We start from the raw sequence: 22628 nt of genomic DNA, 5'->3' as shown, positions 1-22628 counted from the left end.
TGGCTGACTGTTCAGTTCCGGCTGGTCAAATGTCTTGCTGGTATTGTTGTTTCAGTAACAATAAAAACGTTTCCGGTGCGGGTAACGACACCAGCCTTGCCGCGATGGACGACATGCCTTCGGCCGATACCGAGAACTTTCGGGCATAGCCCACATCCACCGACGCCGCTGCCATAAAAACGCCGTACTGAACGCCCACCTGCACCCCGACATTTACCGAGGTTTCGGTGCTTTCCGTCATGCTGAAACTGAGCTTGGCTTCCACCGTCGCCTCGGTAAACGCATAAAAGCTGGGCACAAACCCGAGCGACAACAGGTTGTAGGTGGTGTCGCCAATCTCGACTTCCGACTCGGCCAGCGACTGGGCAATCTCGATCGAGTTCTTATCGAGTGCCAGTTGCGCCTGGGCAATGGCGACCCCCAGTTTTTCAATAATCTGCGGCAGCGGGGCCGACATTAACGAGCGAGTAACCGCCGGTACCTCACTCATGATGAATGCTCCTCGGTCGTTGCATCATGGCCGTTCAATCGTTCTGTGCCAGAAAGGTTTTTATGGTTTCCAGAAACTCCGGTGGCGCGGGAATGGAGACCAGTCGCGCCGAAATGGAAGAGTTGCCGGTGACGTTCATTTCAAACTGGCGCGAGAAACGCACATCCAGTGAGGCGCCAACTGCTACGGCGCGATTGCCGGTATTTTGCCGGGTAAGACTCGATGATTCAGTGCGCGTGAACTGCCGGGTGACGGTGATACCCTCGGTACCGCTGATTTGTATCGAGCGTTCTTCTGAGGAGACCAGCGTTAGCCGGAACGGTGTGCTCTTGCCAAACACCGTCACCACATTGGCTTCGGCAGAGGCACTGAAATCGACACTGCCGTTGGCGTTAATATCGTTCTTCAGGTTCTCAGCATAGGCTGACGGACTGCCCGCTGCATGGCCTGCGGCTGACGCACCGGAGAAGGGAAAATCCGTCCCCTCAATGGTGACTTTCTTGCCAGACAGAGACAGGGCCTGGGGCCGGTACAACCAGGCGAACCCATTGCCGCTGGTACCGGGCGTGGTTTTATCCGGTGTGACACTTTCGATGGTCAGGCCTGAGTTGGGCGAGCGCACCAGCAGGTAATAAACCGAGCGGTTTTTAATGCGAATTTCGGCTTTGCGAAAGTTCACGTTATCGGGCGTACCACCGGCGGCGCGGGCATCGGCGGAGCCTCGGGAAGCCTTTCGGGCGACTTTGTTGGCTGGCAGACCCTGACCCACCAGAATCCGAATGATCTCATCCGCCCGGCGGTTGCCCAGATCAATGTTGCTCTGGTCCGAACTGGAAGAGGATTGATTGCGGTAGGGTTGGGCGTCGGCAAAGCCTTCAACTTCCAGATCAAAATTATGATCCTGTGCAAATTGGGCCAGATAGCCAAGGCTCTGAATCATGTCGTCGTTATAGGTGGTGCCATCGATGTCGAAGGTTTCCAGGTGGTGCTTGCCGGTTTTGAAATGGGTAGTGGTAATCGGGTCGCTTGGCGCATAGAGCGTTGCCGTGTAGCCCGCGCCTTCCACTTCGGTTTTGACATGGTCGGCGTACGCCTGCAGTGACCCCTGGGCGGTGGTGTTTACCGTGGTACTGCCATTGAATTCATAATCGGTAGCGCTGTTGGCGTCGATCTGAATGACGCAGCGGTCGAAGCCCCCGCCTTTGAACGCGACGGTGCGGTCGGTCGTGGCTACTTTTTCAGGTTCGGCATCGGTGCTGATGGTGAAGGTGCGATCGGGGTGTTCGTACAGCAGGCGTGGGACACCGGCCTGGGCATCGGACGTCACTGCCTCCTGCAGTGCGCGGATGCGTGCCAGAGGGTCATCACCGCTGATCTGGAATTGGCGGCCACCCAGGGTCAGTGCACCGGTACTGGATGATTGCACGCTGATTTCAGCAGTGCGCTCACGCGAGGCCGTGCTTGACCCGCTCTCGGTACTTTCACTGCTTTCGGACTGGTCGCTGTCGGAGGTTTGGGTATCGCTGAATGAACCGTTCAGATTCAAACCAACGCTGAGGTCTTTTTCGACGCGCAAACTCAATTGCAAGGAACAGGAAATATCGGCGTGTTGGTAATGATAAAACGCCGGAGACAGACCCAGGTCGAGCAAGGTGCGACCGCCGAGTCCGTCCCTGGGGGTGATGAATTCAGCAATCTGATCGACCGAGTTTTCATCCAGTGCCTGCTGCGCTTCGGCAATGGACAAGCCCAGGGTCTTAATAAACTCGGCGACACTGGCGTCTGCCAGTACCTGGCCGGGTGTGAGTCCATCGTAATCTGTCATTGCCTTTCTCCTGGCCGCCTGCCGGCGGGGTCATCAGCGGTTTATAACAGTGAGCTGCGGGTGCGGTTCGACGCTGGACCGGCGTTCGTCGCTGCCGGTAACGGGCGTGCCCGGCGAGCGTCAACCTGGTCGGCACGAACGCTGAAATAGTGATGCTTGCGCTGTGCGTCGGTCAGGCGAGCCGGGTCCGGGTGCAGACCGCGTTGCAACCAGCCGATGACCTGTTCGGTCAGCTCCAGGGTGTTTTGCCCTGCAATCTGGCGGGCTTTCTCCAGACTGGCAAAGGCCGCCTTGCGATCGCCGAGTTTGGCGTAGATCAGCCCCTGGCGTTCGAGGATGCTGCCGTGATCCCGGGCGTGCAGCTGGCGCTGATTGCCCGACTCCTGCCGAAGGGTCTGATAGTACTCGTCGGCCTTTTCGCAGTAGTCCAGCACGTCCTGATAACTGCCGGTCAGTTCCAGACTTTCCAGAACGCATTGGCTGTAGTGCCGGAAAAATACTTCGGGCGCCCGGGCCGAGACGGCGAGCTTGATGGCTTCGCGATAGTGACGCAGGGCTTCGTCATGGTCGCCTTTGAGTGCACAGCATTTTCCGGCTTCAGCCACGCCGAGATGGTAGGCGTGTGCGTCGGCGCTGGTTGGTTTGCCTGACGGTTTTGGCTTCGCCTGGGTCATGAGGCTATCTCCACCAGTTCTGCGGCTGTACCGGATGCCTCCAAAGCCCCGCGTACCACCCGGGCCTGCAATTCAGGCAGGGCGTAGGGCAATTGGAAGGGGAGTGCAGGCAGGGTCGTTTGGGCGACGTCGAGCAAGCCCAGAGATTGCAGCGTGCGCTGCAATTGCCGGGGCTCCCGGGTGTGCGTGATTTTCAGCCCCAGTGGCATAAAGCTGATCAGGTCGGCGCGGACGCTGAGCCCGGCCTGTGTCAGCGCCAGCAGTGTGGATTGCAGGTGCTCGTTGGGCAGTGCTTCGATCAGGGTGATGGGGGTATTGGCGAAGAGTTTCGCAATGATGTGTTCAGGGATGCCTGCCAAGTCGCCAAGGGCGGCACAGGCATCGGCGGTGGCACCCTGGCCAGGTTCGGTCAGTACCAGATCGTAGCGCAGGAAATCCTGGTTGATCACTCGCAGGGTGTTGGCTTTCTGAAAGGCTGACCAGAGTGCATCGGCTTGTGTTTTGTCGAGGTCAATCAATACGCAGCCCTGGTCGGCAATAGGCTGGTAGCCCCGTCGGCGCAGCTCCAAACCGGTACGCTGAGCCTGCTCGGGGCTGTCTGCCGTCAGAAAGACACTGTAGCGAGCGGTTTTCGGGTTCGAGGCGATCAGTTCAATGCCATCGCCCAGTCGGTCACGCAGCGCAGTCAGTGTAGCCTGGCTGACATTGCCGAGAATGATGCCGGGCGGCGAGGTGAGCAGGTGCGATGTCTCAGCGGCGGTTGTGCCGAGAAAGCGCGCGAGTTCATCAAGAATGCGGTCGTAAGCCTGAACATCAGTAATATAAGCGGCGATGTCGAAGTAGCCATCCGCAGGTGTCAGGGGCTGATCACAGGAGTCAATTCTCGTTTCGTAGCCGAGGCTGGCCAGCAACGTTTGCATTTGTTCGGCGATATCGACCGATACCCGGTCAACCAAAATGGAGGGCGCGCGGTAGAGGGCATTGAGTACGCTTTGAACGGATACGCCGAGTCCAAGTGCAATGGATTTGGCAGATGCCGGTGTGGCCGTACCAATAGAGGTGACGACCAGTCGATACTCGCCTTCAGCAGGCGGTGTTTGAGGCACAGTGTTGGCTGACGCATCAGACATAGGCTACCCCGTTCCCTAGCTGGTGCGATGACACCAGTGGCTGTTCCTTGTCCACGCAGACAGCAACACGATACGGGGACACCCAAGTCACTTCACGATCTGAACATCGCGACAACATAAGTGCATGCGGAAGAAAAGCAGCGGGTGGCAGAGCTGTCAAACTGGCTACGGCAAGGTAGACGGTAAAAAGCTAAATTTGTGAGCAGGTGCGCAGTTTTACCGGTGGTAGGTCCGTGCCATGAGTTTGAAAGTCGCTTTATTCGGTCGTTTCAGGTGCCTTAGGCGGTTGCCGATTGCGGGCGGGTTCCTGCAGGTGCAGGTTCCGGGTGCGGTCGATGGCCTTTTTTTCTTTATGCATGGCGGCCTTGCCCATCATGTGAGCGGTGATGGGGGCGGTGATGAACAGGAAGAGGGTGATCACCAGTTCCTTCACGCTGATGCCATCCTGAGTCACGCTGAAGAACAGCGTTGAGGCGATCAGCACCGCACCAATGCCCAGGGTTGAGGCTTTGGTGGGCGCATGGAGGCGGGTGTAAAAGTCGGGCAGCTTGGCCAGGCCAATGGAACCGACCATCAGAAAAAAGGCACCCAGCAATAACAGTAGTATGACCAGCCATTCTACAAACAGGCTCATTGAACAACTCCATAAGTGGTCGGCGGGCGGCACGTGCCACCCGGTTTTATTCGATCAGATCGCCGCGCACCAGGTATTTGCACAGCGCCGCGGTGCTGACAAAACCCAGCATGGCAATGAGCAGAGCACCCTCGAAATACAGTGGGGACCCGAAATACAAACCCAGCAGTACAATTAGCGCGATGCTGTTGATGTACATGGTGTCGAGCGCCAGGACACGGTCGAGCACACTGGGCCCTTTTAACAATCGCCACAGGTTTAGCAGCAGCCCGATGCCCACAAAGGTGCAACTGATCAGAACAACAATCGTCAGCATCCGAATATCTCCTTCAGCGGCGATTCATAGCGCTGTTTTATGTTAGCAATGGTCTTTGTCTCGTCGACCAGATTCAGCACATGAACATACAACCACTGCTTGTCTTCCGATACCTCGATACTCACCGTACCGGGGGTGAGTGAAATGCTGCTCGCCAGCAGTGTAATGGGCAAGTCCTGGGTAATGTCGAGCGGCACGGCGATAAAGCCGGGGCTAATCTTGCGTACCGGGCCCAGAACCTGAATAGCGACTTCAACGTTGGAGACGATGATGTCACCCATCAGCATCAACAAGTATTTCGCAGCCGACAGTGGTTTTTTCAGGGTTGGCTGGTTCTTGCGCATGGACGAGGTGCCTAGCGGAATCAGCAATGCAAATATCAGCCCGAGCAAAATGTGACCGGGCGAAGCGCTGTTGTTCATCAGCAGCCAGACGATCAACAGCAGCAGGCTCAAATACGGGAACGGCAGTAGTCGTTTCATGGCTGGCCCTCCGCCATCAGCGTCTGGACTTCAGGATACATCTGCTGCATTTGCAACGCCGCTGCCTCGGCAAAGTCGGTAGCCGGGCCGCCAAAAATAACCAGCGCCGGCGAGGCCAACAGCAAGAAGGCAATGGCAATCAGCTGAATCGGCTGGGCGTTGTCGGTACCGGTTTTATTGCCTGATACATGCCAGAACAGGTTGGTGCCAGCCCGGGACAACGCAATGATCACCGCCAGGCTGCTGAGCAGAATGGTGGACCAGACCCAGCCCATCTCCGTGGCGGTTTCGGCCGCTTGCAGCAACAACGCCTTGCCGACAAAACCGGAGAGCGGCGGCAAACCCGCAACCGTAACTGCACCGATAAAGAACAACAGGCCAAGCATGGGGGCCTGTTTCATGGGCCGTGACACCACAAAACGGTCGGACGCCTGACCGCGTTGCTGGGCGATCACGTCGGCCAGCAGAAAGAGGGCGCCGGTAACCAGCGTGGTGTGCACCAGATAGTAAAGCCCGCCGATGACCGCCTGGGTATTGAGCAACACCACGGCCACCAGCAAGGTGCCGGCGGAAATAAGAATCAGGTTGGCGACCAGGGTGCGTAGCGTCGGGGCAGCCAGTACGCCTACCGCGCCAATCACCAGCGTCAGCAGCGCCATCGGCCAGATCCACGGGATGGCAATGTAGGCCAGGTCTCCTGCCTGCTCACCAAACACCACGGTATGCACCCGGAAGATGCTGTAGATGCCCACCTTGGTCATGATTGCGAACATCGCCGCAACCGGCGCACTGGCCGAGGCATAGGCTTTGGGCAGCCAGAAGTGCAACGGCATCATCGCGGCTTTCAGGCCGAACACGACCAGCAGTAATAGCGCCCCGGCCTCGGCCAGAATGCTGGCACCGGGCGTCAGCCCGGCAATGCGAGTCGACATTTGCGCCATGTTCAAGGTCCCGAGGGTGCCGTAGAGCATGCCGAGCGCAAACAGGAAAAAGGCCGAGCCGATCAGGTTCAGCACAATATAGTGCACGTTGGCCTGGGTTTTTTGCTTGCCACCGCCGTGAATCAGCAAGGCGTAAGAGGCAATGAGCAGCACTTCGAAGAAGACGAAGAGGTTGAAAATATCGCCGGTCAGAAAGGCCCCGTTGACGCCCATCAACTGATACATCATCAGTGAATGGAAATATTTGCCCCGGTTGTCGTCGCCAGCCAGAGAATAGAGCACCGCCCCGATCGCCAGCACGGTGGTCAGCAACACCAGCAGGGACGATAGCCGGTCGGCCACCAGCAGAATGCCGAACGGCGGTTGCCAGTCGCCCAGTACATACAGCTGCGTTGCCTGAGTGCTCAGGCGGAACAGCACCAGAGCCCCGACGAGCATCAGCGCCAGGCTGACCAGGCTGGCAATCCGCTGACGACGGATCGTTCCGGCCAGCGGTGGCAGCAGCATCAGGGTACCAGCCAGCAAGGGAATCAGAATGGGGAGCACGGCCCAATGTTGCATTAATTCTTCTCCTTGAGCCGATCACTGGGCAGGCCAGCACCCGGTGGGTTGCGGCCGTCGACGTGGTCGTTGCCCAGATCGGAGCGGGCACGAATGGCGAGAATCACCACGAAGGCGGTCATCGCGAACCCAATGACGATGGCGGTCAGCACCAGGGCCTGGGGCAGGGGGTCGGCGTACTGATCCGACTGGCCCAGAATGGTGGCGCCGTTGATCAGCAGTCGACCGCTGGAAAACAGAAAGAGGTTAACCGCGTAAGACAACAAAGTAATGCCGACAACCACCGGAAAGGTGCGGCCGCGCAAGGTCAAAAACAGGCCGCAGGCGGTCATCAGGCCGACGCAAAAGGCAAAGATGGCTTCCATTATTGGTGCTCCGTCTCTCGTGCGCGTTCAGTGGTGGTGTGCTGACCCAGATTCGCCAGAATCAGCATGGTAGCGCCGACCACGGTCAGGTAGACACCCAGGTCAAAGGCAATGGCGCTGGCGACCTCGAACTCGCCGATGACCGGCCAGGTCCAGTAGTCGTACCAGGAGGTCAGGAAGGGGTAGCCAAATGCCCAGCTGCCGAGGCCGGTGAGCGTGGCGATTAGCAGGCCGCTGCCGATGACCTTCTGGTAGTCGAGTTTCAGGCGGTCTTTGAGCCAGTCGACGCCGTGGGCAATGTACTGCTGAATGATGGCAATGGAGGTAACCAACCCGGCAATGAAGCCGCCACCGGGCAGGTTATGCCCGCGCAGGAAGATGTAAGCCGAAACCAGCAAGGCGAGAGGGAGTAAGCCCTGGGAAATGACCGAGAGCATCATCGGGTGTTTGTCTTCGGTCCAGGGGCGGCCATCGTCGTCGCTGGTGGGTTTGAACAGCCCCATCCGGGCGATCAGTTTGTAGATGCCGAGTGCGGCAATCCCCAGTACGGTAATTTCACCCAGGGTATCGAACCCCCGGAAGTCGACCAGAATGACGTTGACCACGTTGGTTCCGCCACCGCCGCTTTTGGCGTTGTCGAGGAAGAAGTCGGAAATGCTGTCCAGCGGCCGTGTGATGATGGCGTAGTTGATGGTGCCGATGATGCCACCAAAGATGGCAGCAATGGTCAGGTCGCGAGCGACCCGGCGCGGGCTCGATTCCTTGGGCGTGTTTTGCGGCAGGAAGAACAGCGCCAGCAGCAACAGAATGATGGTGACCACTTCAACCGATAGCTGGGTCAGTGCCAGGTCGGGTGCGGAGAACAGCGCGAAGGCCAGCGACACGATCAGTCCGACCACCGACAGCATCAACAGCGCAATCAGCCGCTTGCGGTGCCAGATAACGGTCGCCAGGGACGACAGTGCCAGCAGGGCAGCACCGGAGAGCATGACAGCATCAACCGGAATCTGAGGGCGCAGACCGGCGGTGGTGTTCAGATCGATCAGCGGTAACCCCAGCAGCACCAGCGCCAGCAGAATCAGCAGGAAGGCGTAGCGTTGCAACGACCCGTTTTCGAACCAGTCGATAAAGCGGGCGCAGTGCTTCATCACCCATTTCACCGATTTGTCGAAGATCAGGTTGGCATTGGCTTCCGGGAACTGGGCCTGGAAGGTGAACAGTTTTTCCCGGTTGAAGTAGACATAGGCGCCGCCGGTCATCGCCAGGGCGCTCATCAGCAACGGCAAATTGAAGCCGTGCCAGATGTACAGGCCATAGTCGGGCAGGTCGCCGCCGACTACGGCACCGGCTGCAACAGCCAGCAGATTACCGATCAGCAGCGCAGGCCAGATACCCACCAGCAGGCACAAGGCAACCAGAATGTCGATTGGCAGGCGCATGTAGCGCGGCGGCTCATGCGGTTGCTTGGGCAGTTCTTCCGGCTCGCCGCCAAAGAAGACGTCGTGAATGAAACGCAGAGAGTAAGCCACCGAGAAAGCGGTGCCGACGGTCGCCAGCACCGGAATCATCCAGGAAAGGGAACCCAGCGAGCTTTGATCCAGTGTCTCGGCGAAGAACATTTCCTTGGACAGGAAGCCGTTGAGCAGCGGCACCCCGGCCATTGAGGCAGCCGCTACCATGGCCAGCGTTGCGGTATAGGGCATGTATTTCCACAGCCCACTCAGGCGGCGCATGTCGCGGGTGCCGGTCTCGTGGTCGATGATGCCGGCGGCCATGAACAGCGAGGCTTTGAAAATGGCGTGGTTGATGATGTGGAACACAGCGGCGACGGCGGCCATGTCGGAGCCCATGCCAAGCAGCAGGGTGATCAGGCCCAGGTGGCTGACGGTGGAGTAGGCCAGCAGACCCTTGAGGTCGTGTTTGAACAGGGCGGTGTAGGCGCCGATCAGCAGGGTGGTCAGGCCGGTAAGGCTGACGATCACGAACCAGAGTTCGGTGCCTGACAGCACCGGGTAAAACCGGGCCATCAGGAAGATGCCGGCCTTCACCATGGTGGCGGAGTGCAAGTAAGCGCTCACGGGTGTCGGCGCGGCCATGGCATAGGGCAGCCAGAAGTGGAACGGAAACTGGGCTGATTTGGTGAAGGCGCCGAGCAATACCAGGACGACGATGACCGGGTAAGCGGCATGTTCGCGCAGCAGGTCGCCACTGTTGAGCACGGCGGTCAGGTCGTAGCTGCCGACGATGTTGCCGATCATGATGACGCCGGCCAGCAGTGCCAGGCCGCCGAGGCCGGTGACGGTCATGGCCATGCGAGCACCTTTGCGGGCGTCGCTGTTGTGGTTCCAGAAGCTGATCAGCAAAAAGGAACTGACGCTGGTCATTTCCCAGAAGACCCACATTTGCAGGAGGTTGTGCGAGACCACGATGCCGAGCATGGCGGTCATGAACAGAATCAGGTAGGCGTAGAACAGACCCATTGAGTCTTTGTCGGACAGATAATAGCGGGCGTAGAGGATGATCAGCAGGCCGATGCCGAGTACCAGTATCGCAAACAACAGGGCCAGTCCATCCAGATGCACCGACAGCTCAAGGCCGAGTAGGGGGATCCAGGGCATGGTCGCGACCACAGCCTGGCCGTCAAATACGGCGGGCAGGTGGGAGAGCACCAGCACCAGGGCCATCGCCGGAAGGGCAGCAGTAGCAAAGGCACAGGCCGTGCGACCGAAGCGGTCCGTCAGCAGGGGTACAACTGTCCCCAGCAAAGGTAACAGCAGTATCCAGAAAAGACTCATGAGTGGGTAAGACTCCCCTTGGTTAAAACGGCAACATCCAGCGAGACGACCCTTGAACCTACGCTCCAGCGCGGTGCACAGATGGGTCCGCTCGCTCGCTGTTCAATGGCGAAAGAGGATAACGAGGCAGGCAACAAGCGTCCAGAAAAACCGGAATTGTTGGTGAAGTGCCAAGAGTTCGTGGAAGCCACCGGGTAGGCCTATCCGGGGTCTTGCGGGATGCCGCCCACTCAATCCCTCCATGGAGACTAGACCGCAACATCCATGTTGCGGACTACCCCGGATAGGCCTACCCGGCAGCCTCCACTCGGCACGGTGGCATGTTCGGTTTTCATCTTTTGTAAGAGGCCAGTCCCCTGGGCGACTGGAAGAAGGCAGTGCCAGTGAAATCATCTATTCGCACAAAACCCGATCACCACACCCCTCAACCCGGCTGTGTAACCAGCGTAATAACCCGCCGCTGGTGCAAATTAACCGGCGGTTCATAGACTTCACTGAACAACTCATTGGCGACATCACGAATGACACCGTCCTGATAAGCCGCTTTCATGACGGTATTGAGCAGGGTGTGCAATTCCGGGTTGGTGGGGGTGACGTACAGAATGTGATCGCGGTCGTATACGAAGACCAGGTTTTCCTCGACGGCCAGTTCCCGTTGCTGGGGCCATTCGAGTACGATTTCATGCGCTCCCCGAGGCAGGTAATCGACGCCGCGCAGGCCCGAGGCCACCATCTGGTACAGCCGTTTCCAGTCGCCGGGAATGCCCTGTACCGGCAAAGCGTTGGTTTCCCATATGAGTTTATCGCCCCAGGCCTGACCCATACCGGCGGTTTTGTCGAGCGCGATAAAGTCTTCCAGTGTGATGATCGGATCGTATTCCGGTTGGCTCCCCGGAGGTATGAACAGGATGCGATGATTGACCAGGTTGTCGGTCATGCCCACTTGGACATTTAGGAACCGCTGGTCGCGGGCGGGTGTCTGGCCCAGAATCAGTGTGTCAATGTCGCCCTGCTCCATCAGCACTTCGAGGCGTGTGGTTGGCATGTTACCGAGGTTGGTAATGTCCACGTCATAGCCCTGATGGTTCAGCGAACGCGTCAGCAGGGTAGCCATATAGTTAAAGGAGGCAGGTGTTCCTCCCATGGTGAGTCTGACCGGTTCCCGGGCCTGGGCCTGGAAAAGCGGCAGTAGGCACAGCAGGCTGATGAGCAGCCAGCGGCGGAGTTGGGGCGGGTCAGTCAGTACGTGCATCCGATTCATCCGCCGTTGCAGGTTAGTTTGGCCGAGCTGAGGCCTGTTTCTGAGAGCCTCAGCCCATCAACGGGTTCAGAGGCTCCCTGGTATGCCGCGACGTTACAGCTTGATCCAGGTGGCTTTAATTTCGCTGTATTTGTCAAACGCATGCAGCGACTTGTCGCGACCATTGCCGGATTGCTTGTAGCCCCCAAAAGGCGCGGTCATGTCGCCGCCATCCCATTGGTTGACCCAGACCGACCCGGCCCGCAGACCGCGTGCAAAGCGGTGTGCCCGGCTCAGATTGCTGGTCCAGACGGCGGCGGCCAGGCCATAAATGGTGTCGTTTGCGATGGCCAGGGCCTCGGCTTCATCGGTAAATCGTACCACCGACAGCACGGGTCCGAATATCTCTTCTTTGAATATGGTCATGTCCCGGGTGACGTCTTCGAACACGGTCGGTTCCATAAAGAAACCGCCGTCGACGGTGTCGGCGCGGTTACCTCCGGTCGAAAGCCGAGCGCCCTGGGTTTTGCCGGTGTCTATGTAACCTTGAACGCGTTTGAGCTGAGTCTCGTCGACAATGGCGCCCACATTGGTGGCCGGGTCGAGCGGGTTGCCGGGCTTCCAGTCCTGTACTGCCCGCACGACTTCGGCCATGAAGTCATCAGCAATGCTGGCCTCGACTAATAGACGAGAGCCCGCGGTGCAGACTTCGCCCATATTGAAGCAGATGCCCTCGGCGGCGGCTTTGGCGGCAGCCGACAAGTCCGGTGCGTCGGCGAAGACAACGTTGGGTGATTTGCCGCCCGCTTCGGTCCAGACCCGTTTCATGTTGGATTCGCCGGCGTAGATCATCAGTTGTTTGGCAATGGCCGTAGAGCCGGTGAACACCAGGGTGTCGACATCCATATGCAGCGCCAGCGCCTTGCCGACCGTGTGGCCGAAGCCGGGCAGTACGTTAAAAACGCCATCGGGAATGCCAGCCTCTTTTGCCAGGGCGGCCAGGCGCAGGGCTGACAGCGGCGACTTCTCAGACGGTTTCAGAATGACCGAGTTGCCCATGGCCAGGGCCGGGCCGATTTTCCAGCTGGCCATGATCAGCGGGAAGTTCCAGGGCACGATGGCGGCAACCACGCCAACGGCTTCGCGCGTGACCAGGCCGAGTTCGCCCGGGCCGGTGGGAGCAACTTCATCATAGAGTTTGTCGATGGCTTCTGCCGACCACTGCAGGCTACGACGGGTAGCCGGGATATCGACATGGCGGGCATCAGAGATGGGCTTGCCCATGTCGAGCGTTTCCAGCAAGGCAAGCTCGTCGCCGTGCTGTTTGATCAGGTCGACGAAGCGCAGCATGATGGTTTTACGCTTTGCAGGCGGCAGTTGCGACCAGCGGCCATCATTAAAGGCGGCGCGTGCGTGGCGCACGGCAATATCGGCATCGGCACTGTCGCAGGCCGCGACGTTGGCCAGCAGCCGGTTGTCGATCGGGCTGCGGCTTTCGAACGTCTCGCCGGAGTGAGCCGGCTGATAGTCGCCATTGATAAAGGCACGGCCTTCCGGCTTGAGTTCGGCGGCGCGTTGGGTCCAGTATTCGAGGGTATCGGTCATGTTGGGAACCTGTTAGTTAGCGTCATTCTTATTGCACGCTACCTTACCCCAGTCGCTGGCCGGGTTTCAATATATTGAACGCAAAGGGCACGGCTGACCCCGATCATCGATGCCGACCATATGACCCTCAGCTATTAGCAGTTGCGCCTTGATGACCCTATCGAATCAAGGCTACAGCAAGACTTGATGTTTTAATTATTTTACATACACTGGCATCCATGTGTTTGAAATAACAAACATCACAGGTGCGGCCCGACGGTAGCGCCACGGTTCAGTCGGAGTGAGAACGGCCATGACCCAGACCCCAGACAACACGTCTCAGCAAACCCAGACGGCCCGTTCGGCCGATTCACCGGCGCAAACCGATGCGTTCTGGATGCCCTTTACCGCCAATCGGCAATTCAAAGCTGAACCCCGGCTGATGGTCGGTGCCGAAGGCATGCACTACACCACGGAAGACGGCCGCCGAGTTCTGGACGGGACGGCGGGGCTGTGGTGCGTGAATGCCGGCCATGGCCGGGCGCACATATCTGAAGCCGTCGCCCGGCAGATCCGTGAAATGGACTACGCTCCGACGTTTCAGATGGGCCACCCCAAGCCGTTTGAACTGGCCGAACGGCTGATCAAACACACGCCAGACGGCATTAATAAGGTGTTTTTCACCAATTCCGGCTCTGAGTCGGTCGATACTGCTCTGAAAATCGCTTTGGCTTATCACCGGGCACGGGGCCAGGGCGAGCGTACGCGCCTGATCGGCCGCGAACGGGGTTACCATGGGGTTGGATTCGGAGGCATCTCCGTCGGCGGCCTGGTGAACAATCGCAAGGCGTTCGGCATGGGACTGAACGGCGTCGATCACATGCGTCATACCTTGTTACCGGAAAATGCCTTCAGCAAGGGCTTGCCCGAGCACGGTGCCGACCTGGTTCAGGATCTTGAACGGATGATCGCGCTGCACGGCGCAGAAACCATTGCGGCCGTCATCGTGGAGCCTGTGGCCGGTTCGGCCGGCGTCATTCTGCCACCCAAAGGCTATTTGCAGCGACTGCGCGACCTGACCAGACAGTACGGCATTCTGTTGATTTTCGATGAAGTCATCACCGGCTTTGGCCGGGTCGGCAAGCCGTTCGCCGCCAACCGCTTTGGCGTAACACCGGATCTGATGACCACCGCCAAGGGCCTGACCAACGGCGCCATTCCCATGGGCGCGGTGTTCGCGGCCGACTTCATCCACGATGCCTTTATGCACGGCCCGGAGTCGGTTATCGAGCTGTTCCATGGCTACACGTATTCCGGTCACCCGGTGGCCGCTGCCGCTGGCCTGGCGACACTCGATATATACGAACAGGAAGGGTTGTTCGAACGCACGCTGGAGATGGAGCCTATCTGGCAAGATGCCTTGCACAGCCTGAAGGGCACGCGCAACGTCAAAGACATTCGCAACATAGGCCTGATTGGTGGAGTAGAACTGGAATCGCGCGAAGCGCCCGGTGCCCGTGGCTATGATGTGTTCCACCATTGCTACTGGAAAGGCAATGCGCTGGTGCGGTGCACCGGTGACACCATTGCCATGTCGCCACCGCTGATCATCAATGAGGCGCAGATCGCCGAGTTGATAGCGACACTGAAGACGGCCATTGAAGCCACCGACTGAATCGGCTCCGATTTACTTTTACTGATCAAACTGGACATTCGATGAAACAGATTAGCCATTTTATTAACGGCGCAACCACCGCGCCGAGCAAGCGTACCGGCCCGGTGTATAACCCCGCGCTGGGTGAACAGGTGGCCGAGGTCTCTCTGGCCAGTGTCGACGAAGTCGCCGACGCCATTGAAGCGGCGAAGGCGGCTTTTGTTGACTGGTCTGAAACCACTCCCCTGAACCGGTCGCGCATTCTGTTTCGCTTTAAAATGCTGCTTGAAGAACGGCTGGATGAGCTGGCTGAAGTGATCAGCGCCGAGCACGGCAAAGTGTTTGAAGACGCCCGCGGTGAAGTGGTGCGCGGCATGGAAGTGGTCGAGTTTGCCTGTGGTATTCCGCACCTGCTGAAAGGCGAAATTACCGAGCAGGTCGGTCGTGGCGTAGACGCCTGGTCGGTCAATCAGCCGCTGGGTGTGGTCGCTGGCATTTCGCCGTTCAACTTCCCGGCCATGGTACCGATGTGGATGTGGCCAGTGGCCATTGCCTGTGGCAACACCTTCATCATGAAACCCTCAGAGAAAGACCCGAGCGCGCCCTTGCTGGTGGCTGAATGGCTGAAAGAAGCGGGCTTGCCCGATGGCGTGTTTAATGTGGTGAACGGTGATAAGGAAGCCGTCGATGTATTGCTGACTCACCCGTCGATTCAGGCGGTTAGTTTTGTCGGTTCGACGCCTATTGCTGAATACATTTACAGCACCGCTAGCGCCAATGGCAAACGTGTGCAGGCACTCGGCGGCGCTAAGAACCATTTAGTGGTCATGCCCGATGCCGATATTAACGGCGCCGTCAGCGCCCTGACTGGCGCGGCCTATGGGTCGGCCGGTGAACGTTGCATGGCAATTTCAGTGGCGGTCGCGGTTGGCGATATCGCCGACGAGCTGGTCGACAAGTTGGCGGAAAAAGCCCGCACCCTGAAAATTGGCAATGGTGCTGAGAAAGGCCTGGATATGGGGCCGCTGGTTACCCGTGAACACCTGGCTAAGGTGACCGGTTATGTCGATGCCGGTGTGAAAGAAGGTGCTACGCTGGTCGTCGATGGCCGTGGCCACACAGTAGCCGGACACGAGTCAGGCTATTTCATCGGTGGCTGCCTGTTCGACCACGTGACGCCAGAAATGACGATCTATCAGGAAGAAATTTTCGGCCCGGTATTGTGCGTAGTGCGCGTGCCGGATTACGTCAGCGCGGTCAAACTGATCAACGCTCACGAATACGGCAATGGCACCTCTATCTACACTCGTAGCGGTGGCGCAGCACGCCAGTTTACCCGCGATATCCAGGTCGGCATGGTCGGCGTGAACGTGCCTATCCCCGTACCGATGGCCTTCCATGCCTTCGGCGGCTGGAAGCGCTCGCTGTTCGGTAGCAACCACATGCACGGCATGGAAGGCGTACGTTTTTATACCCGTCGCAAAGCCGTGACTGCACGCTGGCCGGAAGGTGACATGGGTGCAGATTTCGTGATGCCCACCCTGGAATAACAATAGCGGGTTAACTCAAGTTTCGGCGTTCGCACTCAGAACAGTGCCGGGTACCGGGTGTACCTATCCGGGGAAGTCCGCAGCATGGATGCTGCGGTCTAGGCCCCATGGACGGGTTCACGCCGACCCCGGATAGGTACACCCGGTGCCTGGCACGGACCACTGGCAACATAGCAGAACTGAACGCCGGAACTTGAGTTGCTAGAGTGCCATTCTTCCTCCTTTTTTATTTTTGATAGCGGAGCCCCAGATGACCCGTCGTACTGAACACACCGGTTCCTATTATGCGGCTAGTGCCAACCCGACTCCGGATCGCCCGGCCCTGACTGAATCAATTCAGGCTGATGTCTGTGTGATTGGCGCGGGCTTTACCGGCCTGTCGACCGCATTGCATCTGGCCGAAGCCGGGTTCAGCGTAGTGGTGCTTGAAGCGGCGCGTATTGGTTTTGGCGCCAGCGGTCGCAACGGCGGCCAGTTGGTGAACAGCTACAGCCGCGACATCGATGTGATCGAAAAAAATTACGGTATGGATACCGCCAAAATGTTGGGCGGCATGGCCTTTGAAGGCGCCGACATCATTCGTCAGCGTATTCGCGATTACACTATTGAGTGTGACTATCGCGATGGCGGTGTGTTTGTAGCGTTCAACAAGCGCCAATTGCACGAACTGCAGGAGCAAAAAGCGCTTTGGGAGCGCTACGGCCATACTCAGCTCGATTTTCTGGATCGGGATGCGGTACGCAACGTGGTGAAATCCGATCAGTACATCGGCGGTCTGCGCGATAACCGGGCCGGGCATATTCACCCGTTGAATCTGGCGTTAGGCGAAGCCGCAGCGATTGAGCAACACGGTGGCCAGATTTTTGAAGATTCTCCGGTGGTGAAAATCGACCGGGGAGCAGAGCCGGTGGTGCACACCGACAAAGGCCAGGTTAGAGCCAAATACGTCATGGTCGCCGGCAATGCTTACCTTGGCAATCTGGTTCCGGAACTGTCCGCCAAATCGATGCCCTGTGGCACCCAGATCGTCGCTACCGAGGTGCTCGGTGAAGAGCGTGCCCGGTCTTTGATTCCACAGCTGGAATGCGTGGAAGACTGCAACTACAAGCTCGATTATTACCGGATCACCGGCGATTTCCGCCTACTGTACGGCGGCGGTGTCACCTACGGCGGTGGCGACCCGGCCTCGATTGAGCGTTTCCTGCGCCCGCGCCTGGAAGCGACCTTTCCCAGCCTGACCGGCATCAAGCTGGATTACGCCTGGGGTGGGGACTTCCTGCTCACCATGAGCCGGCTGCCGCAATTCGGCCGCATTGGCGACAATATCTATTACGCCCAGGGCTACAGCGGTCACGGTGTCACCACCACCCACCTGGCCGGCAAACTGATCGCCGAAGCCCTGCGCGGCCAGGCCGAACGCTTCGATGCGTTTGCCAGCCTGAAGCACTTCCGCTTCCCAGGCGGCCAACTGTTCAGGGCGCCTTATACGGCTATCGGAGCGACCTACTATGGGTTGCGAGATAAACTGGGCATCTAATCCAGTTGGTACTGCAAGCACAGTAGATTTGACCAATTAAGACCAGCAACCGGCATCGGGCGCGACTCTGGCGGGCGTCGGTCCCCATGAATGGGGACCGTCGAGCTTACATGGAAGTACTTGCAGCGACCGCCAGAGCCGCGCGCGATGCCGGTTGCGGCTTCCTGCCACCGAATAACGTTAAGCCGCTATTGAAATCGCCACCTAGCCACCCACAGCCACTAACCAGAAATACCGACTAACCTCAGAACATGCGAAAATGCCCCTAAACATGTAATGCAGTGAATGAGATATGCGCATTTGGGTAGATGCCGACGCTTGTCCGACTGTGATCCGCGACATTATTGTGCGGGCTGCGGAGCGGACGCAGGTTCAGACCACCTTTGTGGCCAATCAGTACATCAAGACGCCGCCGTCGAAATACGTGACCTCAGTGCAGGTGCCGGCCGGGTTTGATGTGGCGGACAATGAAATTGTTCGACTGGCCGAGGCGGAAGATCTGGTGATCACCAGTGATATTCCGATGGCGGCAGAAGTGATTGAGAAAGGCGCCAGTGCGCTGAGTCATCGCGGTGAAGCCTTTACCCGCGACAATATTCGTGGTCGGCTGAACGTGCGCGACTTTATGGAGACGCTGCGCGCCAGCGGCATTCAGTCTGGCGGGCAGAAGACGATGGATAACACCGACCGGATGGCGTTTGCCAACAAACTCGACAGCTACCTCGCCCGATACGGCCGCAAGGGCTGAAATCCTGCTTTTTGTGTTCGCTTGCATCCAAAACCCGCTAGGCTTCGTCTAAGCAGTACGATTCTCACATTCATAAACATGGAAGGCAGCAGGATGAAGCAAAGAACCATCAGTATGGCTGGGTGTTGTGTGGCGTTGGCTCTAATGAGTGGCGTTCAGGCCGAGTCCACCATGAACGTTGCGCACATGCATTTGGAACACGTTTCGACCTCCTGGCCGGAGGCGCCCGGCCAGGTCGGGTTCATGACCGTGGCCCTGCAGGAAGCCGAGATTGCTCAGACTCATGTCAGGCTGGCTGAAGATCACAACGGTGACCTCGCTACCCTCAAACAGCATGTGGCTCATGCACTGCATGCGCTGGACCCCGATGAACAGAGCAGCGGGCCAGGCCTGGGTTTTGGTGTAATTGAAGGGGCCGACGGTGCAGAAAAACACACCCTGTATGCAGCCCAGTCGCCGGGTGCGTCCGACAACATCATCAATAATAACCTCAGGGTTCGAAATCCGTTGCGCAACGCCGAATCGCTGGCCAAGCTGGCTGTTCGCGCAGGCAATACAGCCCTGGACGCCCGGTCCGTTTCTGCCGCACAGGAGCCTCTCGACGATATGGCCTGGCTGATCAATGCCCTGGTTAACGGCGTTGATGAAAACGGTGATGGCACCATCGATGCGACGCGTGAAGAAGGGGGGCTCGTGGTGGCCCGTGAAGAATTGACGGCAATACGTCAGGTAGAGGGGCTCGACTGACCCGACCGGGCTGGGAGGTGAAGACACTCCAGAGCGATGGCGGTATGCTGTGCAGAACGGTAACAGCAGGGTAGGCCGGTATGAGTGTCAAAAAAATCATGAATCCCAACCCGGTGGTGGTCGGGATGGAAGATACCGTGGCGCGCATGCGCGAGTTGTTTGAAGAACATCGGTTTCACCACTTGCTGGTTACCGAGCGCGGCATTCTTAAGGGCATTGTTTCCGATCGGGACATTCTGAAAGCCCTGTCCCCTTACGTAGGGACACCGTCGGAGCAAACGCGCGATACCAGCACGTTGTTCCGGCGCGCCCATCAGGTGATGACGCGCGACCCCATCACCATATCGCCAGAGGCCTCGCTGGCCGATGCCGTCAGTCTGTTTAACCGGAACAAAATTTCCTGTTTGCCCGTGGTCTCACAGGGCAATCAACCTTTGGGTATGGTCAGTTGGCGGGATATTTTAAGAACAATGGAGCGAGTCAGTCAGCACAAACGCAAGGTTGATTAATCGGCGTTCATTGCAATAAAAAGGCCGCTATAAGCGGCCTTTTTTAGTGGTTACATCCGGGTGTATCGTCGACAGACTGTGTCAGGGAGCAGCCGGGCTGTCATCCTGAACACTTAGGTCGACACCGGCACCTTCATCTCTGGCCCATACGGTAACAATGTCACCTGCAGCGACCGTCAACTCCGCCTGAACAGCAATGGTTTTGCTGTCGGCAGGTGTGACCGTGAAATTGTAGGTGCCAGCGGCCAGTTCAATAAAGCCAGTGCTGCCCTTGTAGGCAACGTCTTCAAAGGCCGGGTCTTCGTTGGTAATGTCGGTACCAGCGGTGGCATACAGGTCAACATCCGCTGTGCCGGCAGAGCCATGAATGATGCGGACTTTGGCGGCAGTCGCGACCGACCGCCGGTCATCGACGTAAGGCACGAGTTCCAGGTCCGCACTGTCGCCCCCATCCAGCGTACCCATGGCGAATACGGTGTAGCTAGTGCCATTGGCCAGCGTGATACCTTCAGCAGAAATTGACGCATCAGCGGCATCCGGATTCAGACTGACGGCCAGGTCGTAATCACCAGACCCTACCTCTGTGTAAGCCGAAATAGCCGGAAAGGATACGTCGGAATACAAGGCGTCGGCGCTTGTGAAATCGGTGACGTCGAGCGCGCTTGTGGTGTCTGCGGCAGCAAAGATATCCACCGCCGGCACATCGACTGCATTGTGAACAGCGCGTACAGCGACGTCGCTTGAATTCTTGTCATACAGTAGGCTTGTAGTAGTGCCATCAGACACGGCCAGGGTTATCGGGGAGCTGCCAATCCCTGACATATTGGGAATGGCACCGATGAACAGATCACTGCCGGCAGTCAGTTCAACGGATCCGGAATCATAAACCGGATCAGTATCCCCCTGCGCGGTGACGCGAATTTGGTAGGTGCCTTCATCGACCAGAGTCGGGCCCAGTAAATCAGACTCGGCGGTAAATTCCAGAGTGCCTAGGACCGTGTTGGCGGTCAGCGTTGCTCCGGGCGCTGTTACGTGAACATCAACAGTCGGTGCATCCGGTGCCAGGTGGGCAACCTGAACCCGCACTTTGGTACTGTCTTGCATTGAACCGTCGTCAGCGAAGACCTTGGCACTGATGTTAGCCAATGGATTGACCGCAACCACGGTGTATTCCATATCCTCTTCCAGAGTCAGGTCTGCGTCGATAACGGCGTCAGCGGTATCGGCTCCGCCTGGCAGAATGCCATAGACTTCGGTGTCATAGGTGCCTGCGTCCACAGACGCAAAGGCGGATGCCGAGCCATAGTCGAGCGTATCGACAGCAGGCGTCATAGCATCGTTGAGGTAAATGTTTACCGCAGGGGCATTGGGTGACGCATGGAGCACCCGCAGCGAAGCTTGGGCGGTAGTGGTGTCATCATCGTCGCTGGTGGACTCACAGCCGGCCAGAATCAGGCCGCTGACCGCGATTCCGGCGATCACTTTTAGAGTGTGCATTGTTGTTATCCTTCCAGAATAAGTTGTTGTGGGTGCTGGCCAGCGAGAGGGGATACGACAGCGCAGGTTCCAACTGATCAATCAGAAGATTTGAACGACATGGTCGGATTTAATGAACAACGTTGGTGGGCGAGTGCCGGCCAAACCAGGAAATGCCTGAAAATTCAAACCCTTGGCGTCACCCGCAGAAACAGGCCTGGCATTGGAATGACCGCCTAACGAGTGTAAAAAGAGTCAGATTCTGTGTGTAAAAAGTGAACAGGCGCACAGTTTGGTTTCGACCTTAACGGCCTTATGTTCCAGTGAGCACAAAGCGGGTGTTGGAAAATCAGTCAATTTTACCAATCTGGCTGCAACGCCATGGTAGTGGGGAAAGGTTCGCATTCAATGGGTTTGTCCCAAAGTTATGCAGAAGGTTATCCACATTTTCTGTGGGTAAGTAGAATGCGATGGACTTAGGGAGGTTGTGAGGAGAGCAGGTGCTGTCAAGCCTGTTTTAGAGCCTTTTTGATGAAAAAATGGCTTGACAGCGAGCGGCCGGGTGGCCAGCTGAGGTGTGAATAAAAGCCGGTTGCGACGGCATCTAGGCTGTGTTATCCACTGCGCTGCACCCGCCCCCGATCAGGGCTTGGCGGGCTGTTTGACGGCTTCCGAGTAGATGCGGAAGCCGAAGATCAGTGCAAAGGCACCGACCGGCTTAAAGATCAGTGCGATGATAAAATTCAGTGGCCCATAGCCCTCCGCCAAATCCAGACTGCCTACGACGATCTGGCTGACCAGCAGCAACACCCCGTAAATCAGCGCGTAGCCGCCAAAGATGATCCAGCCGAACCCCATGCTGCCGGTCCAGGCTTTGCGCAGTGCATCGGGTATGGGTTCGCGACCATCGATCAGGTAAAAAGTGGCCAGCGCCAGGCGCACACCAAAATAGATTCCCGGAACAATGAGTAATAGACCCAGGCCCACTGCAAAGCCGGTCAGAATTTGTACGCCGGCCAGTGGCAACACCCAGGGTAGGGCCTGGGTAATGGCGTCTTTAGGGGGCAGGTACTGGTTATTCAGTGACTGGCGAACGTACAGAACCACGGCCGCTGAGGCCCAGACACCACCCACCCATTGCAATAACATCAGGGGCCAGGCATAGGGAAACTCGGCAAATGCCCCCTGCAGCAAAACAAACAGCACTTCGAAGAGGAACCCCAGACCCACGGTGATGATGATCAGCGCGATCAAGTGCTGGCGAAAGAACTGGGCAGTGTCCTTTAAAAAGGTGTAAAGCATGTAGGTCTCGTCTGGCAGTAATGAGGTTGGGGAAGAGTAACGAAATGCGGCTGGAAAGGCATCTTTAA

General features: G+C 57.9%; 20 protein-coding genes. 6 read left to right on the top strand and 14 right to left on the bottom strand.

The features are described from left to right. Positions 1-25: 25 nt before the first annotated feature. The 12 genes from EP166_RS13800 to EP166_RS13745 all read right to left on the bottom strand — a co-directional run bounded on the left by EP166_RS13800 (position 26) and on the right by EP166_RS13745 (position 13058). The gene (locus EP166_RS13800) at positions 26-490 is read right to left on the bottom strand and encodes a hypothetical protein (protein ID WP_127558090.1); all 465 of its coding nucleotides are present in this window, start codon (positions 488-490) and stop codon (positions 26-28) included. A gap of 34 nt (positions 491-524) precedes the next feature. Continuing rightward, complete coding sequence (locus tag EP166_RS13795) at positions 525-2315, bottom strand: OmpA family protein (protein ID WP_127558088.1); 1791 nt, start codon at positions 2313-2315, stop codon at positions 525-527. 41 nt (positions 2316-2356) lie between these two features. Then, the gene (locus tag EP166_RS13790; protein WP_127558086.1) at positions 2357-2989 is read right to left on the bottom strand and encodes a tetratricopeptide repeat protein; all 633 of its coding nucleotides are present in this window, start codon (positions 2987-2989) and stop codon (positions 2357-2359) included. Beyond that, positions 2986-4119, bottom strand: coding sequence for a hypothetical protein (locus EP166_RS13785; RefSeq protein WP_127558084.1), 1134 nt, complete (start codon positions 4117-4119; stop codon positions 2986-2988). The genes EP166_RS13790 and EP166_RS13785 overlap by 4 nt, the downstream gene beginning before the upstream one ends. Positions 4120-4375: 256 nt before the next feature. Next, positions 4376-4753 (bottom strand): Na+/H+ antiporter subunit G, encoded by a 378-nt coding sequence (locus tag EP166_RS13780; RefSeq protein WP_127558082.1) that lies wholly within the window; start codon positions 4751-4753, stop codon positions 4376-4378. Positions 4754-4799: 46 nt separating this feature from the next. Next, the gene (locus EP166_RS13775) at positions 4800-5069 is read right to left on the bottom strand and encodes a K+/H+ antiporter subunit F (RefSeq protein ID WP_127558080.1); all 270 of its coding nucleotides are present in this window, start codon (positions 5067-5069) and stop codon (positions 4800-4802) included. Next, positions 5063-5551: a Na+/H+ antiporter subunit E gene (locus EP166_RS13770; protein ID WP_127558078.1), complete on the bottom strand. Its 489-nt coding sequence runs from the start codon at positions 5549-5551 to the stop codon at positions 5063-5065. The genes EP166_RS13775 and EP166_RS13770 overlap by 7 nt, the downstream gene beginning before the upstream one ends. Then, positions 5548-7053 (bottom strand): monovalent cation/H+ antiporter subunit D, encoded by a 1506-nt coding sequence (locus EP166_RS13765; protein ID WP_127558076.1) that lies wholly within the window; start codon positions 7051-7053, stop codon positions 5548-5550. The genes EP166_RS13770 and EP166_RS13765 overlap by 4 nt, the downstream gene beginning before the upstream one ends. After that, on the bottom strand, positions 7053-7418 hold the full coding sequence (locus tag EP166_RS13760) for a Na+/H+ antiporter subunit C (protein ID WP_127558074.1): 366 nt from the start codon (positions 7416-7418) through the stop codon (positions 7053-7055). Before EP166_RS13760 ends, EP166_RS13765 begins: the two co-directional genes overlap by 1 nt. Beyond that, positions 7418-10213 (bottom strand): monovalent cation/H+ antiporter subunit A, encoded by a 2796-nt coding sequence (locus tag EP166_RS13755; RefSeq protein WP_127558072.1) that lies wholly within the window; start codon positions 10211-10213, stop codon positions 7418-7420. Before EP166_RS13755 ends, EP166_RS13760 begins: the two co-directional genes overlap by 1 nt. Before the next feature lie 424 nt (positions 10214-10637). Next, positions 10638-11465: a hypothetical protein gene (locus EP166_RS13750; protein WP_127558070.1), complete on the bottom strand. Its 828-nt coding sequence runs from the start codon at positions 11463-11465 to the stop codon at positions 10638-10640. Positions 11466-11567: 102 nt separating this feature from the next. Then, the gene (locus EP166_RS13745; protein ID WP_127558068.1) at positions 11568-13058 is read right to left on the bottom strand and encodes an aldehyde dehydrogenase; all 1491 of its coding nucleotides are present in this window, start codon (positions 13056-13058) and stop codon (positions 11568-11570) included. Between the two features lie 292 nt (positions 13059-13350). On the opposite strand from EP166_RS13745, the gene aptA reads away from it, so the two are divergent. The 6 genes from aptA (at position 13351) to EP166_RS13715 (ending at position 19782) form a co-directional block, all read left to right on the top strand. Beyond that, entirely contained in the window at positions 13351-14712 is a 1362-nt protein-coding gene (gene aptA, locus EP166_RS13740) for an omega-aminotransferase AptA (RefSeq protein ID WP_127558066.1), read from the top strand. 41 nt (positions 14713-14753) lie between these two features. Continuing rightward, entirely contained in the window at positions 14754-16241 is a 1488-nt protein-coding gene (locus tag EP166_RS13735) for a CoA-acylating methylmalonate-semialdehyde dehydrogenase (RefSeq protein WP_127558064.1), read from the top strand. 250 nt (positions 16242-16491) lie between these two features. Next, a complete protein-coding gene (locus tag EP166_RS13730; protein WP_127558062.1) occupies positions 16492-17778 on the top strand; it encodes an NAD(P)/FAD-dependent oxidoreductase in 1287 nt (428 codons plus the stop codon). 292 nt (positions 17779-18070) lie between these two features. Then, positions 18071-18526 carry a YaiI/YqxD family protein gene (locus EP166_RS13725; protein ID WP_127558043.1) on the top strand — a complete coding sequence of 152 codons (456 nt, stop codon included), beginning with the start codon at positions 18071-18073 and terminating at the stop codon, positions 18524-18526. Positions 18527-18619: 93 nt separating this feature from the next. Beyond that, positions 18620-19273, top strand: coding sequence for a hypothetical protein (locus EP166_RS13720; protein ID WP_127558041.1), 654 nt, complete (start codon positions 18620-18622; stop codon positions 19271-19273). Between the two features lie 80 nt (positions 19274-19353). After that, the gene (locus EP166_RS13715; RefSeq protein ID WP_127558039.1) at positions 19354-19782 is read left to right on the top strand and encodes a CBS domain-containing protein; all 429 of its coding nucleotides are present in this window, start codon (positions 19354-19356) and stop codon (positions 19780-19782) included. Positions 19783-19863: 81 nt separating this feature from the next. Here EP166_RS13715 and EP166_RS13710 read toward each other — a convergent pair whose 3' ends face one another. Both EP166_RS13710 and EP166_RS13705 read right to left on the bottom strand, forming a co-directional pair. Further along, positions 19864-21279: a DUF4397 domain-containing protein gene (locus EP166_RS13710; protein ID WP_127558037.1), complete on the bottom strand. Its 1416-nt coding sequence runs from the start codon at positions 21277-21279 to the stop codon at positions 19864-19866. 621 nt (positions 21280-21900) lie between these two features. Beyond that, positions 21901-22560, bottom strand: coding sequence for a hypothetical protein (locus EP166_RS13705; protein ID WP_127558035.1), 660 nt, complete (start codon positions 22558-22560; stop codon positions 21901-21903). Positions 22561-22628: the final 68 nt, after the last annotated feature.

Source organism: Saccharospirillum alexandrii, from assembly GCF_004000275.1.
In the GTDB taxonomy this organism is placed as follows: domain Bacteria; phylum Pseudomonadota; class Gammaproteobacteria; order Pseudomonadales; family Natronospirillaceae; genus Saccharospirillum; species Saccharospirillum alexandrii.
This window is presented reverse-complemented; position numbering and strand designations above follow the sequence as displayed.

What these genes read in the sequence shown, in the direction of transcription:
- EP166_RS13800 (WP_127558090.1), bottom strand. Translation starts at nt 490, where the DNA reads ATGAGTGAGGTACCGGCGGTTACTCGCTCGTTAATGTCGGCCCCGCTG.
- EP166_RS13795 (WP_127558088.1), bottom strand. Translation starts at nt 2,315, where the DNA reads ATGACAGATTACGATGGACTCACACCCGGCCAGGTACTGGCAGACGCC.
- EP166_RS13790 (WP_127558086.1), bottom strand. Translation starts at nt 2,989, where the DNA reads ATGACCCAGGCGAAGCCAAAACCGTCAGGCAAACCAACCAGCGCCGAC.
- EP166_RS13785 (WP_127558084.1), bottom strand. Translation starts at nt 4,119, where the DNA reads ATGTCTGATGCGTCAGCCAACACTGTGCCTCAAACACCGCCTGCTGAA.
- EP166_RS13780 (WP_127558082.1), bottom strand. Translation starts at nt 4,753, where the DNA reads ATGAGCCTGTTTGTAGAATGGCTGGTCATACTACTGTTATTGCTGGGT.
- EP166_RS13775 (WP_127558080.1), bottom strand. Translation starts at nt 5,069, where the DNA reads ATGCTGACGATTGTTGTTCTGATCAGTTGCACCTTTGTGGGCATCGGG.
- EP166_RS13770 (WP_127558078.1), bottom strand. Translation starts at nt 5,551, where the DNA reads ATGAAACGACTACTGCCGTTCCCGTATTTGAGCCTGCTGCTGTTGATC.
- EP166_RS13765 (WP_127558076.1), bottom strand. Translation starts at nt 7,053, where the DNA reads ATGCAACATTGGGCCGTGCTCCCCATTCTGATTCCCTTGCTGGCTGGT.
- EP166_RS13760 (WP_127558074.1), bottom strand. Translation starts at nt 7,418, where the DNA reads ATGGAAGCCATCTTTGCCTTTTGCGTCGGCCTGATGACCGCCTGCGGC.
- EP166_RS13755 (WP_127558072.1), bottom strand. Translation starts at nt 10,213, where the DNA reads ATGAGTCTTTTCTGGATACTGCTGTTACCTTTGCTGGGGACAGTTGTA.
- EP166_RS13750 (WP_127558070.1), bottom strand. Translation starts at nt 11,465, where the DNA reads ATGCACGTACTGACTGACCCGCCCCAACTCCGCCGCTGGCTGCTCATC.
- EP166_RS13745 (WP_127558068.1), bottom strand. Translation starts at nt 13,058, where the DNA reads ATGACCGATACCCTCGAATACTGGACCCAACGCGCCGCCGAACTCAAG.
- aptA (WP_127558066.1), top strand. Translation starts at nt 13,351, where the DNA reads ATGACCCAGACCCCAGACAACACGTCTCAGCAAACCCAGACGGCCCGT.
- EP166_RS13735 (WP_127558064.1), top strand. Translation starts at nt 14,754, where the DNA reads ATGAAACAGATTAGCCATTTTATTAACGGCGCAACCACCGCGCCGAGC.
- EP166_RS13730 (WP_127558062.1), top strand. Translation starts at nt 16,492, where the DNA reads ATGACCCGTCGTACTGAACACACCGGTTCCTATTATGCGGCTAGTGCC.
- EP166_RS13725 (WP_127558043.1), top strand. Translation starts at nt 18,071, where the DNA reads ATGCGCATTTGGGTAGATGCCGACGCTTGTCCGACTGTGATCCGCGAC.
- EP166_RS13720 (WP_127558041.1), top strand. Translation starts at nt 18,620, where the DNA reads ATGAAGCAAAGAACCATCAGTATGGCTGGGTGTTGTGTGGCGTTGGCT.
- EP166_RS13715 (WP_127558039.1), top strand. Translation starts at nt 19,354, where the DNA reads ATGAGTGTCAAAAAAATCATGAATCCCAACCCGGTGGTGGTCGGGATG.
- EP166_RS13710 (WP_127558037.1), bottom strand. Translation starts at nt 21,279, where the DNA reads ATGCACACTCTAAAAGTGATCGCCGGAATCGCGGTCAGCGGCCTGATT.
- EP166_RS13705 (WP_127558035.1), bottom strand. Translation starts at nt 22,560, where the DNA reads ATGCTTTACACCTTTTTAAAGGACACTGCCCAGTTCTTTCGCCAGCAC.